This window comes from Bacillus sp. ISL-77, from assembly GCF_018613105.1.
This window is the reverse complement of sequence record NZ_JAGGQY010000077.1, coordinates 1-16,097: the sequence shown is the minus strand read 5'-3', so window position 1 is coordinate 16,097 and position 16,097 is coordinate 1. Positions and strand designations below refer to the sequence as shown.

Sequence of the window (16,097 nt, the reverse complement as noted above, 5' to 3'; positions counted from 1 at the left end):
CCCGTAGGAGTCTGGGCCGTGTCTCAGTCCCAGTGTGGCCGATCACCCTCTCAGGTCGGCTACGCATCGTCGCCTTGGTGAGCCGTTACCTCACCAACTAGCTAATGCGCCGCGGGCCCATCTGTAAGTGTCAGCCGAAACCGACTTTCAGCTTTTCCTCATGAGAGGAAAAGGATTATCCGGTATTAGCACCGGTTTCCCGGTGTTATCCCAGTCTTACAGGCAGGTTGCCCACGTGTTACTCACCCGTCCGCCGCTAATCAACAGGAGCAAGCTCCTATTGATTCGCTCGACTTGCATGTATTAGGCACGCCGCCAGCGTTCGTCCTGAGCCAGGATCAAACTCTCCAAGAAAGTTGATTAGCTCATTTGTTACGTTGGCTTAGCTTCACTTTCTTACGAAAGATTCGCTAATAAATTTTTGTTTGTTTGCACGATTTTGTTTGTTTAGTTTTCAAAGAACAATTTCTCTATCGCCTAAAAGCGACTTTATTATCTTATCAAGTTATCAACCAGAAGTCAATAACTTTTTTTGTTTGTAGTTCATCGTCTCTGTGACGACTTTTCATATATTACAGTATATAAAAGGATTGGTCAATACTTTTTTAAAATTTGTTTTTCAAAAAGAAAAACCGCCTTTTTTCAGCGGTTTTAAGTCTAGAGTACCCAATGTTGAATAGCAGCTAAAGCGATTAGACCAGGGATTCCTAAAAATCCTGAAATAGCCGATGTAGCAAAATTAATCGGCACATGAATTCCATAGCGGTTACCCGCAGCATTTAAGAAGAATAAGAATAGCGCTCCAATGACTAATTTAATAGCAGCCTGTCCAACAAATCGAGCAGGCTTAAAGGGAGCACCCGTAAATAAAAGGATAAGTATGAGCCCTCCGAGGATGGATATTACGATAATTGGTTCCAAAAAAGCTATCCCCCTTCTTAAGTCACTTTGTTTCAACTTATGTACAAGTTGATAAAAATAGACCTAAAAAAAGAAATAGCTTAGTTTTTATCTCATTAAGGTAACATTCCGCTGCTTTGCTTCTCTTAATAGAAAGATATATTTTGCCTCGGCAATTTTTGTTTGGCAAATCACTTCTTCGGAAGGATCAAAACTTTTTTCCAACAGCAGCTTTTCTTGCTGCCAATGTTCTTTATATCGATTCAACTGCATTAAGAGCTTTTCATTATACTCTTTACGCAGCCGACCCTTACGCTGAAAAAACATGACTGATTCCTCCGCGTCTTTTTAAAATTCTCTTCGGCCTTCAATCGCTTTCGATAAGGTTACCTCATCCGCATATTCAAGGTCCCCGCCAACAGGAAGCCCATGCGCAATTCTTGTCGTTTTAATCCCTGATGGCCTTAACAAGCGAGAAATGTACATCGCGGTTGCTTCCCCTTCAATATTAGGGTTAGTCGCTAGGATCACTTCAGTAACTGTTTCATCCTGAAGACGTTTTAAGAGGTCAGGAATATTGATATCCTCAGGACCTATCCCATCCATCGGGGAAATCGCCCCATGCAGGACATGGTACAAACCGTTGAATTCCTTCATTTTTTCCATCGCTATCACATCTTTAGGATCTTGGACGACACAAATGATACTTCTATCCCGTCGTTGGTCCTCACAAATATAACATGGATCCTGATCCGTGATATGACCACAGACAGAACAATAGGTTAGATTTCGTTTGGCATTCACTAGTGCTTTGGCAAAATCAAGCACCGTATCCTCTTTCATACTTAGGACAAAAAAAGCCAGACGACCGGCCGTTTTCGGGCCGATACCTGGCAGCTTCATAAAGCTGTCAATCAGCTTAGATATTGGTTCAGGATAATGCATCTTTTGCTATTCCACTCCTAAAAAGGAAGGTTCATTCCTTTTGTAAATTGCCCCATCGTACTGTTTGTTAACTCTTCTACCTTTTTAAGAGCATCATTTGTTGCAGCTAAAACAAGGTCTTGAAGCATTTCGATATCATCCGGATCGACTGCCTCTGGTTTGATAATTACATCGACAACTTCCTTATGACCGGTTACCACTACTGTGACCATCCCGCCGCCAGCAGATCCTTCAATCTTCTTTTCACCTAACTCTTCTTGTGCTTTCGCCATTTCCTTTTGCATCTTTTGCATTTGTTTCATCATATTTTGCATATTTCCCATTCCGCCACCACGCATCATTACCATCTACCTCCAATTAATTAGTTATTAATCAATAATTTCCACAAATTCTTCGCCAAATATTTTTTTCGCCTCGGCAATATGTGGTTCTTCTTCCTTAGGTACTTCGCTGGTTTCTCCTTCAGCACCATCATGACTATTCAAAAAGTTTTCGCGAATTGGCAGCCACTGGTCTTCAGGAACACCTAAAAGGATGAATCTTTTGCCGGTTAATTTATGTAATGCGGCGATTACAGCATCAAGAAAATCCGCACGATTCATTGCCATTTGGCAAATCATCTCATGCTTGAATTTTATAATAAAAGCAGTTGAGGACGCTGCAATCGGCTCTGCATCGTTTAACAGGGCGGCTTGTGATTTTAAAAGACTAGCCCGCAATTCGCCCCAATTGGCTTTGATGACATTTAGATCGCTTTTCGTTGCCTGCTTTAATACTTCATTGATTTTTCCAACCGCAGGCTGAAATGTTTTTTTAGAAGACCTTGGCGCAGACTTCTGCGCTTGTGTTGCGGTATCTTGCGGGACTGCCGCCACACCAGTTTCCTTTAAATGCTGCAGTTCGGTCTCAAGCTGGCCGATTCTTGTTATTAATTGTTCAATTTGTGCTGGATTTGCTTGCTCTGTGTGTTTAACTTCCATTTGACATAACTTAACGATCGCTACTTCAAGGAAAATTCTTGGATGGTTGGTCCAGCGCATTTCTTGTTGAGTTTTATTCAAGAGATCGATGAGCTGATAAATCTGCTCCATTGAGATGGTTTCAGCCATGATTCGAAAATCATCATCAAGCATCACTCTTTCAAGGGATTCTTCAAGGTTTGGTGCTGTTTTATAAAGCAGCATATCACGATAAAATAAAATTAAATCCTCAATAAAGCGCATTGGGTCTTTTCCATGAAATAAAAGTTCATCCAGTGCTTCTAACCCGCTCGCAACATCCTTTTCCCTGAATGCTAAGGCAAGCTTATTCAAAAATCCCTGCGATACCGATCCGGTTACCGTTAAGGCATCCTCAATTGATACCTGGTCCTGGCTATACGATATGGCCTGATCTAATAAACTGAGCGCATCACGCATCCCGCCATCTGCTGCCCGGGCAATCAATTGCAGGGCTCGCTCATCACAATTAACTCCAGTTTCCTCAACGATTAATTTCATCCGTTTGACGATTGCTCCAGCTGTAATTCTTCTAAAGTCAAAGCGCTGACATCTTGAAATAATAGTTAAGGGGATTTTATGAGGTTCTGTCGTTGCTAAAATAAAGATCACATGCTTTGGCGGTTCTTCTAATGTTTTTAACAATGCATTGAATGCGCTAATGGATAGCATATGTACTTCATCAATAATATAGACCTTATAATTAACCGAAGTAGGTGCAAATTTGACCTTATCAAGAACATCACGCATTTCCTCAACCCGTGAGTTTGAAGCAGCGTCAAATTCCAGCACATCCGAGATCGTCCCATTGGTGATTCCGAGACAGGCAGCACACTCATTACATGGCTCTGAAACCGGCGAACGTTCACAATTAATCGCCTTTGCTAATATTTTAGCCGCACTTGTTTTCCCTGTTCCTCTCGGTCCTGAAAATAGATATGCATGAGAGATCTTTTGTTGAAGCAGGGCGTTTTGCAATGTCTTGGTTACATGTTCTTGTCCTACTACATCAATAAATGTTTGAGGCCGCCAAACACGGTATAAAGCCTGATAAGCCAATTGACATCGCCCCCTTCAAATTTTTCATCTTTCCACTTTTCTTATTATACCTTAACCATTTTGGTTTTTACAAAATGAATCTAGTTGAATGTACAAAAAAACTCATCCCAATTCTGAGATGAGTTAATTTATGTAATATAACAGCCGTGCACCTTCCTTCGACTAACGCCCATAAGCGTTACTTAAGCAGTTAGCTCGGCCCAGGCAACCCTGCGGCACATGGGAGCGTCCACTTAATGCTGCTTCCTTCCGGACCTGACATGGTTCATGGATTCCCATTGCGCAGGACCCGGGCGTCAACACCACTTACTTAAGGCAGACCCTACAGGTCGTTAGCCTCGGGAAGGGATTCAGTCCCGCTAGAGCGGATTGCGGGTACAGGGCACCGCTACCTCCCCACCTAGCACGGCAAAGTTGATACCAAAGTTTAGTGCGTCTCTATGACGCTTTCTTAGTATACAAATATTCTCGTAAAAAAGCAATCACTATTCACTGTCAGTTTTTGTAAGTTCATCCTTTTGCACTTTTTTCTCGAGCTTTTTCCGCTCTCTTATTTTTCGAAAAAAGTTGGAGAGTATTTGCCCGCACTCTTTTTCTAATACACCGCTGATAACCTCACTCTGATGGTTGAAGCGCTCATCCTCCAAGAGGTTCATGAGTGTACCCGCACAGCCACCCTTAGGGTCAACTGCACCATAAACGACTCGTTTGACCCTTGATAACATGATTGCCCCTGCGCACATTGGACATGGCTCTAACGTTACATATAAGGTGGCATCTTCAAGGCGCCACGAGTGCAGTTCCTTGCAGGCTTGATCGATCGCTAATAGTTCCGCATGGGCGATGGCATTTTGCTCGTTCTCGCGTAAATTGTGGGCCCGAGCAACCACCTTTCCTTCTATTACAATAACGGCACCAATCGGCACCTCATTCAGCTCTTCTGCTTTTTTAGCCTCTTTCATTGCTTCTCTCATAAAATCTTCATCTTGCACGCTTTCCATAGACATGATATTTCCCCTTCACTAGATGAAATTTATCAGCATTATATCATTTATCCGCTCCCTCCCTCATAAAATAGTTGCAACGCATATTTGCCAAGGAGGGATTAGGATGCAAATCCATGTGATAAAAAGTAATGAATCCTTAACTACAATCGCTAGGACTTATCATACAACTGTTCAAGATATCGTTGAGGCCAATGATCTACCCAATCCAAACAAACTTGTGATCGGACAGTCGCTTGTCATTCCCATTATCGGTCACTTTTACTTCGTGCAGCCAGGCGATTCCTTATTCTCTATATCAAGAAAGGTTGGCGTCCCTTATCAACAGCTGGCCACCATCAATCGGATTAATGTAAATCAACCACTTAATGTAGGCTTTCGTCTCTATATACCTCAAGGTAAAAAAAGAAACGCCGAGTTTAACGCGTACGTTGAACCGCGCGGCACCACTGTAGCCCCTATCCTAGAAACCAGTGCCCGTGAGGCCGCACCCTATCTCACGTATTTAGCCCCCTTTAGCTTTCAAGCGCGGCGCGATGGTACCTTGAAAGAACCATTACTTAATAACTTTCCTGCCATCGCTAAAGCCAATCGAAATGTCTTAATGATGGTTATTAACAATCAAGAGAATGACCAGTTTAACGATGAACTCGGTCGGATCTTATTGAATGATACCGCTATACAGGATAAATTTCTTAACAATATTGTCACCACTGCCAATAAGTATGGCTTCCGTGATATTCACTTTGACTTTGAGTTTTTACGCCCTACTGACCGCGAGGCCTATAATCGCTTTTTACGAAAAGCAAAACAAAGATTCTCACGTCAAGGCTGGCTCATGTCAACCGCCCTTGCCCCAAAGACTAGTGCAACCCAAAAAGGGAAATGGTATGAGGGGCATGATTATAAGGCCCACGGCGAAATTGCTGACTTTGTCGTCATTATGACCTATGAATGGGGGTATAGCGGCGGCCCAGCGATGGCTGTATCGCCCATTGATCAAGTGAGAAGAGTATTGGAATATGCGATAACAGATATTCCTTCGAATAAGATTATGATGGGACAAAATCTATATGGCTATGATTGGACACTGCCATTCGTGCAGGGGTCAGTCGCAAAGGCGGTGAGCCCACAGCAGGCGATACAGCTAGCTGCAAGCCACAATGTCCAGATTCAATATGACACAAAAGCACAGGCCCCATTTTTTAGATATACCGATGGTGGGAAGCAGCATGAGGTTTGGTTTGAGGATGCCCGCTCGATCCAGGCAAAGTTTAATTTAATTAAAGAGTTAAATATTAGGGGGATGAGCTATTGGAAGCTTGGTCTAGCCTTCCCGCAAAACTGGCTGTTAATCGTAGACAATTTCAATGTCACAAAACGTGGGACTTAACGATATTTATTCTACAAAAACTGCCCCCATTCGGCAGTTTTTTCATATATTCGACATAAAACGATTACTTCTAAATATTCCTTATCCCTTCCTGAGGGAGATTATGATAGAATAAATCTTGCATGTTTTTTAGTGACTAAAAAATCCAGATTTTCTGGTAAACATAGAGTGAAGGCAGTTGGAGAAGGAGGACTTGCAATGGGGGATACACCCTTTATTACCGTTGAAGGGCCGATAGGTGTGGGCAAAACATCTCTCGCTAAAGCCATTTCAGCGCAATTCGAATTTGCATTACTAAAAGAGATTGTTGATGAAAATCCATTTCTAGGGAAATTCTATGAAAATATTGAGGAGTGGAGTTTCCAAACGGAAATGTTTTTCCTCTGCAATCGCTTTAAGCAATTAGGGGATATCAATACCCATTTCTTAAGCCAAAATCAATCCGTCGTAGCGGACTATCATATCTTCAAGAATTTAATTTTTGCTAAGCGTTCATTAAGTATGGACGAGTATCAAAAATATTATAAAATTTATCAAATTCTTACCGAGGATATGCCGAAGCCTAACGTGATTATTTATCTGAATGCAAGCCTAGACACGCTGTTAAAACGCATCAAAGTAAGAGGGCGTGAAGTCGAAAAAAATATCAGCCCCTTATATTTAAAGCAGTTATCGCTTGACTATGAAGAAACAATGATGATCTTTGAAAAAGAACATCCAGAAATACCAGTTCTTCGTTTCAGTGGGGATGAATTGGATTTTGTTAAAAATGAACATGACTTAAACCATATTATTGGTCAGTTAACATTAGCATCAAAAAAAAGCAGCTGGACTAAAACACTATAGAACAGGGGAATGTTAGTGAGTATCGTAATTGGTGGTATGATAGGTCTTGGAAAAACAAGTGTAGCAGACACATTGAATGCACACTTTCAAAATAGAGGAATAGAGAGTAAGGTGTTTTATGAAGCGGTGGATGACAATCCGATTCTTCCGCTCTATTATGAACTAACACCTGAAGAATTAGATGCAAAAAGAATTCCCTTCCTTCTTCAATTATTCTTCTTAAATAAACGCTTTAAAACCATTAAGGAATGCGTCAGTTGGAGAGAACCTGTTTACACCATTCAGGACCGTTCCATTTATGAAGATTGGTATTTTGCTTATGTAAATAAATCATTAGGCAGAATATCAGATTTGGAATTTAAAATTTACGAAGACCTAGTTGAAAATATGCTTGAAGAACTAAATGAACTTCCAAGGAAAGCGCCAGATTTAATGGTTTACCTTAAAGGTTCGTTCGATACGGTAATTGATCGGATTATGGCGCGCGGTCGAAGCTTTGAAATAAACCCTGAGCTGAAGGAATACTACTTCGAGGTTTGGAAGGGTTATGATGAGTGGGTCATGAATCAGTATGCAGCAAGTGAAGTATTAGTGATTGATATGGATACGACAGACGTCGTAAAAAGTGAAGAAGATGCCACTAAGATCTGCCGTGCGGTTGAAGATAAACTACAAGAAATATTAAATATGAGAACAGCACATATTGGGTAATCCAATATGTGTTTTTTTATATAAAGCGGAAGAACCCGTTCAGCGGCGTATGGCCTGGAGCGCTCCAATTGAGATAAAGGAAACACGGAGAGCGTTACCGCATTCGTGCTTGACTTATCGTAGGGCGGAGAGCGAAGGACACTAGCCGTTGGGTGCTGGAGCTGGATTCAAAGACATAAAAAAAAATCCGTTACATGTAATGTAACGAACCATTATCTCCAGTTTTTATGCGCGATTTAAAATATTAATGGAGGAGGAAGAGGGATTCGAACCCCCGCGCGGTATGACCCGCCTGTCGGTTTTCAAGACCGATCCCTTCAGCCAAACTTGGGTATTCCTCCGTATCAACAAAAACTAATTTACCATATTGTTTTTACTATGTCAACATACTAAATAAAAAAACTGGACAAATTTTTGGTCTGTCCAGTTTTTTGTCATTTTACATAGGAGCAATGACTTCGCGGTTGCCCATATATGGACGTAAAACCGTAGGAATCACGACACTGCCATCAGCTTGCTGGTAATTTTCTAAAATTGCAGCCACCGTGCGGCCAATCGCGAGGCCAGAACCATTTAAGGTGTGTACATGCTCTGGTTTAGCCTTTGGTTCGCGACGGAAGCGAATATTTGCCCGCCTTGCCTGGAAGGCCTCAAAATTACTGCAAGAAGAAATTTCTCGGTAGGTTCCATAGCTTGGAATCCAAACTTCAATGTCATATTTTTTTGCAGCGGTAAAGCCAAGGTCAGCTGTACACATGCTTAACACACGGTATGGCAGTTCAAGTAATTGTAATACCCGTTCAGCGTCATTTGTCAGCTTTTCCAGTTCCTGATAAGAATCCTCAGGCTTAACAAACTTAACAAGTTCAACTTTATTAAATTGATGCTGACGAATCAAACCTCGTGTATCACGGCCCGCAGAGCCAGCCTCAGAGCGGAAACACGCACTGTATGCGGCGAAGCGGATCGGCAATTCCTCGCCGCTTAAAATCTCATCTCGATGAAGATTGGTAACAGGTACCTCAGCTGTTGGAATCAAGAAGTAATCTTCATTTTCAATCAAAAAGGCATCTTCTTCAAACTTAGGAAGTTGGCCAGTTCCAGTCATGCTCGCTCTGTTGACTAAATAAGGCGGCAATATTTCTGTATAGCCATGCTCATCAACATGGAGGTCTAACATGAAACTCATTAATGCACGTTCTAAACGAGCTCCTAACCCTTTATAAAAGACAAAGCGGCTTCCAGTTACTTTACCAGCTCGTTCAAAATCCAGAATACCTAGTTGATCAGCAACATCCCAGTGAGGCTTGGCTTCAAACTCAAACTCACGCACCTTGCCCCACTGTCTAATTTCAATATTATCATCCTCGGTTTCACCAACTGGAACACTTTCATGCGGGATATTTGGAATGCTCAACATCAAAAGTTCTAATGACTCTTCAACCACTCGTAATTCATCATCAAACGTTTTGATCTGGTCACCAACCTCACGCATTTCTTTAATTAAGTGATCGGCATCCTGCTTTTCACGCTTTAAAGAAGCAACCTGCTGGGAAACCTCATTTCGACGGCTTTTTAACTTTTCTGTTTCCACAATCAATTCGCGTCTTCTTTGGTCGAGTTCTTCAAATTGGTCGAGAGCAGATAAATCTTCTCCACGCTTTTGAAGTTTTGCTTTTACATCTTCAAAATCAGCTCTTAACACTTTAATATCTAGCATAATAACAGCGCTCCTTTTTTATAAAAATATTTTAGATTAGACTTGCTTCACGGGCGCATCCGCTTAAAAATAAAAAACTCCCGCCCCTAATACAGGGACGAGAGTTACTCGCGATACCACCCTGGTTGACAGAAAAAACTGTCCACCTCGAAAAAACGTTAACGGTTTCTACCGAAAGTACTTACTGACCTCATGAGGAGGTTTTCCGCACCTTGCTCGAGGAGGGATTCACAAGCTTCATCCACCGGTTCTCACCACCCACCGGCTCTCTAAAGAATGAATCTCCTGTTACTAGTTCCTCTCATTGCTTTAATCTTTATTTAGATTTTGTAATTTTAAATTACTATAATTATAAACCAAATGCAACCCTGTTATACAAGATGTTTCGCCTTAGCTTCCTTCACCATCTCGACGAAGTACGCCGTAAGGTCATGATTATCAGTCAACTCAGGATGGAAGGAACAGCCTAGAAATTGTCCTTCCCGTGCGGCCACGATACGGTCATTATGCTTGGACAGAATTTCAACATTCTCTCCCGCCTCAACGATGTGCGGTGCACGAATAAATACTGCTGGGAAGCTTTCAGCAACGTCTTTAATCACAAGGTCCGCCTCAAAGCTGTCAACTTGGCGTCCAAACGAGTTACGTTCCACCTTAATGTCCATTACACCGATGTGTGACTCGTTATAGCCAACAAGATCTTTGGCTAATAAAATGAGCCCCGCACAGGTTCCGAACATAGGTTTCCCCTCTTGAGCAAATTCTTTAAGGGCATCCATAAAATCATATTTGTCAATTAAACGTCGCATTGCTGTACTTTCTCCGCCAGGAAGAATGAGGCCATCCACTTCTTGTAGTTCTTCTTTTCTTTTGATTGCGACGGCCTCTACACCACATGCTTCTACCGAGCTCATATGTTCACGGACTGCCCCTTGTAGAGCAAGAACCCCGATTCTAATCATCTTACCATCCACGCTCCTGCATGCGTGCTTCAGGTGCTAGTGATGAAATTTCGATCCCTTTCATTGGTGTTCCAAGATCCTTTGAAAGTTCAGCAATTAATTTATAGTCTTGATAATGTGTAGTTGCTTCAACAATCGCTCTAGCAAATTTCGCTGGGTTTTCTGATTTAAAGATACCAGAACCAACAAATACACCGTCCGCTCCTAATTGCATCATTAACGCTGCATCAGCAGGTGTTGCCACACCGCCAGCAGCAAAGTTAACAACTGGCAGCTTGCCAAGGCGTTTAATTTCTAAGAGGATTTCATATGGTGCACCTAATAGCTTTGCTTCTGTCATAAGCTCGTCCTCATTCATTGCAACAACTTTACGGACTTGAGCATTTACCTTACGGATATGGCGGACTGCTTCAACAATATTACCTGTTCCTGGTTCGCCTTTTGTACGAAGCATAGATGCTCCTTCACCAATCCTGCGGGCAGCCTCACCAAGGTCACGACAGCCGCATACAAACGGTACAGTATAATCTCTTTTATTTAAATGATATTCTTCATCAGCAGGTGTTAAAACTTCACTCTCATCGATATAGTCAACACCCATTGCTTCAAGAATGCGCGCTTCTACAATATGTCCAATTCTTCCTTTAGCCATTACAGGGATCGTCACAGCACCCATAACTGCTTCAATGATTCTAGGGTCTGCCATTCTTGCCACACCGCCAGCCGCGCGGATATCTGAAGGAACACGCTCTAAAGCCATTACTGCTACTGCTCCTGCTTCTTCAGCAATTTTCGCCTGCTCTGCATTAACAACATCCATGATGACGCCGCCCTTTTGCATTTCAGCCATACCACGTTTTACGAGATCAGTACCTGTTATCATTTCTAAATCCCCCTAATTATTTCTTTTAATATTAAGAAAAATTTTCTCATAGTTTCAGAAATCTTTATTAATTTAGTCGGAATTATTTTAACCCCATAAAAACATTAAAGCAACAAAAAAGGATTCCTGTCAAGACAAGAATCCATTTCGCGTACATCCTATTATTACCACCTAGAGGTTCTACTGTTTAAATTAAATTAAAACCATCCTTTAACAGCAGTAGAAATTCCATGCCAGACATCACCAAAAAAACTACCGATGCCTCTCATCATTAACACAAACCAGTTTGACTTTTCTACATCATTTGCAGCAATCACATCAACCTTGACCTTTTGTTGACCTGCTGCTGTTAAGAACTTAACTTTTCCTCCATTTTTTGGTGCAACTGTTAAGTAACCAACCGTTTCACCTTTTTTAATTGGTGCGGTTAGCTCACCGTTTTTATTCAGTTTCTTTTTATCTAGTACAAGGACTGGTTTATAATCTTTTTTTCCGCCATTCTGAATCATCAAATTTATAGCTGATTTCGTATAGATTTTTACTTGATCCTCTTTTCCTTTAACAACAGGAACGGTTTTCTGATCTTTTACTTGATAATGTTTAGGAACAAGCTTTTCCTTCGTATAATTGCTGAAAGCATAATCCAGCATTTTTTTCGTTTCACCAAAGCGTGCCTTATAACCATCGTTTTTGCCGCTAATATCCTTAGCATTTTGAACAACAGTTATAAATCGTTTACCATCACGGCTTGCTGTCCCTGTAAAACAGTAGCCTGCAAAATCAGTGGTACCTGTTTTTAGCCCATCCATACCTTGATAACCATAAACCAATGATGGCAGCATCCAGTTCCAGTTTTGCATTTCTATTCTATCTTCTGTTCCTTCTCGGAATACCTTTTTAGGCGTACTAGCCGTTTTTAGAACATCTGGATAATCATTAATGAGATGAAAAGCTAATGTCGCCACGTCATGAGGGGACATAACGTTTTCTTCATCTGCTCCTGTTCCTTCTGGTTGATCACCGTTATAATCTTTATTATTCAAACCGGTGGAGTTTACAAATTTACTATTTTTCAATCCTAATTTTTTTGCCTTGTCATTCATCATTTTCACAAAATTCGTTTCCGTACCGCCAATGACTTCAGCTAGAGCAATGGTTGTCCCATTTGCAGAATAAATAGCCATTGCTTCATATAATTCTCGAACATTATATTTTTCACCAAGGCGTAATGGGACATTAGATAAACCAGTCGGCTGTGAGATTTTATAAACAAGATCACTTACTGTATATTCCTGATCCCATTTCACCTTTCCATGTTTTACAGCATCGAGTAAAAGATACTCAGTCATCATTTTCGTCATACTGGCAATTCCTAGTGGACTGTCAGCATTCTTTTCATATAAAATCCTGCCCGTTTCTCCATCAACCAAAATAGCTCCGTCTGCATTCACATTTAATGCTGCGTCTGCCTTCGCTATATCAACACCAGCAAATAGTCCAAAAAACATAATCATTGCCATAGCACTGGCAATACATTTCTGATAAAAATGTTTGTTCACTTTAACGCCCTCCAAGAATTTATACACTTTGGTTATTTTAACATAACTCTATGGCAAATCATAGACGGAGCTATGGACCATCTTATGGCTATTTTTGAAAGTTTCGCAAACATTCCTAGGCCTTTTTACATAAAAAAACAGAGAAGCCGTGCTTCTCTGTTTTAATTATTATAGCGAGTAATTTGGAGCCTCTTTCGTGATTTGGACATCATGTGGATGACTCTCTCTAAGACCCGCACCGGTCATTTTAATAAATTGTGCCTTCATCCTTAATTCCTCAAGGTCTTTAGTTCCACAATAGCCCATTCCTGACCTGAGGCCGCCGATCAGCTGATAAATGGTTTCTGCTAACGGCCCTTTATATGGGATCCGTCCTTCAATTCCTTCTGGAACGAACTTTTTATTATCTTCTTGGAAATAGCGGTCTTTAGAACCTTTTTCCATTGCTGCAACGGAACCCATGCCACGATATACCTTAAAACGTCGTCCTTGGAAGATCTCTGTCTCACCTGGACTCTCTGTTACCCCAGCCAATAGACTGCCAAGCATAACAGCATGTCCACCAGCTGCTAGTGCTTTCACGATGTCACCAGAGTATTTGATGCCGCCATCAGCAATAATCGTTTTACCATGCTTGAGCGCTTCTGATGCACAATCATAAACAGCGGTAATTTGCGGAACACCAACACCTGCTACAACCCTTGTTGTACAAATAGAGCCAGGTCCAATTCCTACTTTTACCACATCTGCTCCTGCCTCAATTAAGGCTTTGGTTCCTTCAGCTGTTGCCACGTTTCCAGCAATAATGGTGAGGTTAGGATACGCAGTTCTGATTTCCTTTACCATATCGAGGACACCTTTTGAATGTCCATGGGCTGTATCGAGGACAATCACATCGACATTCGCTTTTACAAGCATATCCACACGTTTCATCGTGTCGCTTGTTACACCGACCGCGGCTCCGGCTAATAAACGGCCTTGGCTATCCTTAGCGGAGTTTGGAAATTCAATAACCTTTTCGATATCTTTAATTGTTATTAGCCCTTTTAAAACACCCTGCTCATTTACAAGCGGAAGTTTTTCAATTTTGTAGCGCTGCAGAATCTTCTCTGCCTCTTTTAACGTCGTTCCGACTGGGGCTGTGACAAGCTTCTCTTTGGTCATTACGTCAGAAATTTTAAATGAATAATCTTGGTCTGAAATAAAGCGAAGATCCCTATTGGTGATAATACCGATAAGCTTTTGTTCTTCAAAGTTATTTACGATTGGTACTCCGGAAATACGATATTTTCCCATTAAATGCTCCGCATCAAACACTTGGTGTTCTGGTGTTAGGAAAAATGGATCAGTAATAACCCCACTTTCCGACCTCTTAACCTTTTCAACCTGCTCCGCCTGCTGATCAATGGTCATGTTTTTATGAATGATCCCTAAACCGCCTTGGCGAGCCATTGATATAGCCATTTCTGATTCTGTTACTGTATCCATCCCAGCACTTATGATTGGAATGTTCAGCTTTACAGTTGGTGATAATTCCACTTGCATGTTTACATCTCTTGGCAAAACCTCAGATTTACCAGGAATTAATAATACATCATCAAACGTTAAACCTTCTTTTGAAAATTTACTTTCCCACATTTTTATGGCCCCCAGGAAAAAAATATTATTTGTAGGTTATCAATTGGATAAAATACTGTCAAGGAATAAGTATTAGTCTGATTCTTCTGAAAAAGGTGATATAGTCTTGGGTATTGAATATAGAGATTGGAAAAGCTACTCTTGCTTCTTTTCGGCAGAATACTGCCAGCGCTTTTTAAAAGGTTGTTACCAAAAGCGTCAGATCGAGAATCCTGAACAAAAAAGCTATGAAAATTGTTATGCCTTTCTTTATTATCTTGAACATGGACAAATTTATTATCAACAAGCAGAAAGCTCTCCTCTTATTATAAAACCAATTTTACTTTTTTATGGTCTCGTCCATTTAATTAAAGCATGTATATTAACCATTGATCCTGCTTATCCAGAAACAACGGCGGTTTTAGCACACGGAGTTTCGACAAGGAAAAGGAAGAAGCAGAATTATCACTTCTTTCAAGACGAAGTTAAATTTCAAAAAAATGGACTTTTCCCCTTCATCTCTGAAAAATTGTTTCACATGAAACAATTGGAAGGGGAGAAAGTCATTATGGAGGAATTACTACAGCTTATACCAGAGCTAGATGATTTATTCTTTTTACTTGAAGGGAAAAGGACATTTATTCAGTTACAAACGGATCATAAACAGTTTTTTGTACCTGAAACCGTATTAGATCATTTTCATATGACAGAAAATCGGTTTAAGGAATTTTTGACATCTAAGTTTGAAAAGGGAGTGGAATTTTCAAATGATGGTCTGGCATTTTCGATGAACACGACTTCTCTTTTTGGAAATTCTCCACTTAAATATAATATTGAGAATGAAACTTTTGCATTGCCTCTTAATAAAGAGAATTATTTCAATTTCCCAGAACTTTTGGTCCATTATTTATTGCTTTACAATTTAAGTATGATTGCCCGCTATGAAACGGAATGGTGGAGTGAGCTGACCAAAATGATGCCAAATCAGGATTATCCATTCATATGTTCTTTTCTTGATGTCACCATGCAGAAAGGACCCTTTTTGATTTATCAGTATTTGATGGGATAGTAACTATGACCATCCTTTTGTTACCGTTGAAGGATTTTTTCCTCTTCTTCGGTAACATAAGGCCCTTTTTTGTTACCGTCGATGGCTTTTTTTCAGTTGTATGGGCACAATTATTCTTTTTTGTGACCGGTCCAGGGTCTTTTCCTCTTCCATGGGCACAATTATCATTTACTGATCACCCATACATAAATCTTCGAAAACACAAAAAAACAACCTTTTCAGGTTGTCTTAGATGTGCCTGGCAACGTCCTACTCTCACAGGGACGCGTGTCCCAACTACCATCGGCGCTGAGAAGCTTAACTTCCGTGTTCGGTATGGGAACGGGTGTGACCTTCTCGCCATTGCTGCCAGACTTGTTTTTTGAGGATTCATTCCCTCAAAACTAGATAATGCAGAAGAAGTTTGTAAAAATGAGTATGCCTTATAAAAT

At 40.9% G+C, this 16,097-nt stretch carries 15 protein-coding genes, 1 tRNA gene, 2 rRNA genes, 1 other RNA gene and 1 other annotated feature; of the genes, 4 read left to right on the top strand and 15 right to left on the bottom strand.

Translation table 11 applies throughout. The features are described 5' to 3' along the window. From J7E77_RS26560 to tadA, 8 genes are all read right to left on the bottom strand, one after another. A 16S ribosomal RNA gene (locus J7E77_RS26560) occupies nt 1-354 on the bottom strand; the annotation flags it as partial. 303 nt (nt 355-657) lie between these two features. After that, complete coding sequence (locus tag J7E77_RS26555; RefSeq protein ID WP_214718115.1) at nt 658-921, bottom strand: pro-sigmaK processing inhibitor BofA family protein; 264 nt, start codon at nt 919-921, stop codon at nt 658-660. An 87-nt stretch (nt 922-1,008) separates the two neighbouring features. Beyond that, entirely contained in the window at nt 1,009-1,227 is a 219-nt protein-coding gene (locus J7E77_RS26550) for a YaaL family protein (RefSeq protein ID WP_066249193.1), read from the bottom strand. A gap of 21 nt (nt 1,228-1,248) precedes the next feature. Then, a complete protein-coding gene (gene recR / locus J7E77_RS26545) occupies nt 1,249-1,845 on the bottom strand; it encodes a recombination mediator RecR (protein WP_088084902.1) in 597 nt (198 codons plus the stop codon). Nucleotides 1,846-1,862: 17 nt separating this feature from the next. Further along, nucleotides 1,863-2,183 carry a YbaB/EbfC family nucleoid-associated protein gene (locus J7E77_RS26540; protein WP_168245863.1) on the bottom strand — a complete coding sequence of 107 codons (321 nt, stop codon included), beginning with the start codon at nt 2,181-2,183 and terminating at the stop codon, nt 1,863-1,865. A gap of 30 nt (nt 2,184-2,213) precedes the next feature. Next, nucleotides 2,214-3,902 carry a DNA polymerase III subunit gamma/tau gene (gene dnaX, locus J7E77_RS26535; protein WP_214718113.1) on the bottom strand — a complete coding sequence of 563 codons (1,689 nt, stop codon included), beginning with the start codon at nt 3,900-3,902 and terminating at the stop codon, nt 2,214-2,216. Between the two features lie 144 nt (nt 3,903-4,046). Further along, nucleotides 4,047-4,311, bottom strand: an RNA gene (gene ffs, locus J7E77_RS26530) — signal recognition particle sRNA large type. Between the two features lie 76 nt (nt 4,312-4,387). Continuing rightward, complete coding sequence (tadA, locus tag J7E77_RS26525) at nt 4,388-4,903, bottom strand: tRNA adenosine(34) deaminase TadA (RefSeq protein WP_214718119.1); 516 nt, start codon at nt 4,901-4,903, stop codon at nt 4,388-4,390. Nucleotides 4,904-5,012: 109 nt separating this feature from the next. Here tadA and J7E77_RS26520 point away from each other — a divergent pair, with 109 nt between their 5' ends. From J7E77_RS26520 to J7E77_RS26510, 3 genes are all read left to right on the top strand, one after another. Continuing rightward, on the top strand, nt 5,013-6,299 hold the full coding sequence (locus J7E77_RS26520) for a glycosyl hydrolase family 18 protein (RefSeq protein ID WP_214718111.1): 1,287 nt from the start codon (nt 5,013-5,015) through the stop codon (nt 6,297-6,299). A 198-nt stretch (nt 6,300-6,497) separates the two neighbouring features. Further along, complete coding sequence (locus tag J7E77_RS26515; RefSeq protein WP_214718110.1) at nt 6,498-7,145, top strand: deoxynucleoside kinase; 648 nt, start codon at nt 6,498-6,500, stop codon at nt 7,143-7,145. Nucleotides 7,146-7,154: 9 nt separating this feature from the next. Next, a complete protein-coding gene (locus J7E77_RS26510; protein WP_214718108.1) occupies nt 7,155-7,856 on the top strand; it encodes a deoxynucleoside kinase in 702 nt (233 codons plus the stop codon). Nucleotides 7,857-8,104: 248 nt separating this feature from the next. Here the strand turns inward: J7E77_RS26510 and J7E77_RS26505 are convergent. The 6 genes from J7E77_RS26505 to guaB form a co-directional block, all read right to left on the bottom strand. Further along, nucleotides 8,105-8,197: transfer RNA gene (locus J7E77_RS26505), tRNA-Ser, on the bottom strand. A gap of 98 nt (nt 8,198-8,295) precedes the next feature. Beyond that, a complete protein-coding gene (gene serS, locus J7E77_RS26500) occupies nt 8,296-9,576 on the bottom strand; it encodes a serine--tRNA ligase (protein ID WP_214718106.1) in 1,281 nt (426 codons plus the stop codon). 90 nt (nt 9,577-9,666) lie between these two features. Further along, nucleotides 9,667-9,890 (bottom strand) — a binding site (T-box leader). 57 nt (nt 9,891-9,947) lie between these two features. Then, on the bottom strand, nt 9,948-10,538 hold the full coding sequence (gene pdxT / locus J7E77_RS26495; protein WP_214718104.1) for a pyridoxal 5'-phosphate synthase glutaminase subunit PdxT: 591 nt from the start codon (nt 10,536-10,538) through the stop codon (nt 9,948-9,950). A 1-nt stretch (nt 10,539) separates the two neighbouring features. Beyond that, nucleotides 10,540-11,421 (bottom strand): pyridoxal 5'-phosphate synthase lyase subunit PdxS, encoded by an 882-nt coding sequence (pdxS, locus tag J7E77_RS26490; protein WP_088084895.1) that lies wholly within the window; start codon nt 11,419-11,421, stop codon nt 10,540-10,542. A 197-nt stretch (nt 11,422-11,618) separates the two neighbouring features. Next, the gene (locus J7E77_RS26485; RefSeq protein WP_251028199.1) at nt 11,619-12,935 is read right to left on the bottom strand and encodes a D-alanyl-D-alanine carboxypeptidase family protein; all 1,317 of its coding nucleotides are present in this window, start codon (nt 12,933-12,935) and stop codon (nt 11,619-11,621) included. A 213-nt stretch (nt 12,936-13,148) separates the two neighbouring features. Continuing rightward, the gene (guaB, locus tag J7E77_RS26480; protein ID WP_214718101.1) at nt 13,149-14,618 is read right to left on the bottom strand and encodes an IMP dehydrogenase; all 1,470 of its coding nucleotides are present in this window, start codon (nt 14,616-14,618) and stop codon (nt 13,149-13,151) included. A 106-nt stretch (nt 14,619-14,724) separates the two neighbouring features. On the opposite strand from guaB, the gene J7E77_RS26475 reads away from it, so the two are divergent. Next, nucleotides 14,725-15,666: a YaaC family protein gene (locus J7E77_RS26475; protein ID WP_214718098.1), complete on the top strand. Its 942-nt coding sequence runs from the start codon at nt 14,725-14,727 to the stop codon at nt 15,664-15,666. 236 nt (nt 15,667-15,902) lie between these two features. Here J7E77_RS26475 and rrf read toward each other — a convergent pair. After that, nucleotides 15,903-16,019: ribosomal RNA gene (gene rrf, locus J7E77_RS26470) — 5S ribosomal RNA — on the bottom strand. Between the last annotated feature and the right edge of the window lie 78 nt (nt 16,020-16,097).

Excerpts from the sequence above, each read along its gene's own strand:
- J7E77_RS26550 (WP_066249193.1), bottom strand. The coding sequence starts at position 1,227 with ATGTTTTTTCAGCGTAAGGGTCGGCTGCGTAAAGAGTATAATGAAAAG.
- recR (WP_088084902.1), bottom strand. The coding sequence starts at position 1,845 with ATGCATTATCCTGAACCAATATCTAAGCTGATTGACAGCTTTATGAAG.
- J7E77_RS26540 (WP_168245863.1), bottom strand. The coding sequence starts at position 2,183 with ATGCGTGGTGGCGGAATGGGAAATATGCAAAATATGATGAAACAAATG.
- tadA (WP_214718119.1), bottom strand. The coding sequence starts at position 4,903 with ATGGAAAGCGTGCAAGATGAAGATTTTATGAGAGAAGCAATGAAAGAG.
- J7E77_RS26520 (WP_214718111.1), top strand. The coding sequence starts at position 5,013 with ATGCAAATCCATGTGATAAAAAGTAATGAATCCTTAACTACAATCGCT.
- J7E77_RS26515 (WP_214718110.1), top strand. The coding sequence starts at position 6,498 with ATGGGGGATACACCCTTTATTACCGTTGAAGGGCCGATAGGTGTGGGC.
- J7E77_RS26510 (WP_214718108.1), top strand. The coding sequence starts at position 7,155 with ATGTTAGTGAGTATCGTAATTGGTGGTATGATAGGTCTTGGAAAAACA.
- serS (WP_214718106.1), bottom strand. The coding sequence starts at position 9,576 with ATGCTAGATATTAAAGTGTTAAGAGCTGATTTTGAAGATGTAAAAGCA.
- pdxT (WP_214718104.1), bottom strand. The coding sequence starts at position 10,538 with ATGATTAGAATCGGGGTTCTTGCTCTACAAGGGGCAGTCCGTGAACAT.
- pdxS (WP_088084895.1), bottom strand. The coding sequence starts at position 11,421 with ATGATAACAGGTACTGATCTCGTAAAACGTGGTATGGCTGAAATGCAA.
- J7E77_RS26485 (WP_251028199.1), bottom strand. The coding sequence starts at position 12,935 with ATGATTATGTTTTTTGGACTATTTGCTGGTGTTGATATAGCGAAGGCA.
- guaB (WP_214718101.1), bottom strand. The coding sequence starts at position 14,618 with ATGTGGGAAAGTAAATTTTCAAAAGAAGGTTTAACGTTTGATGATGTA.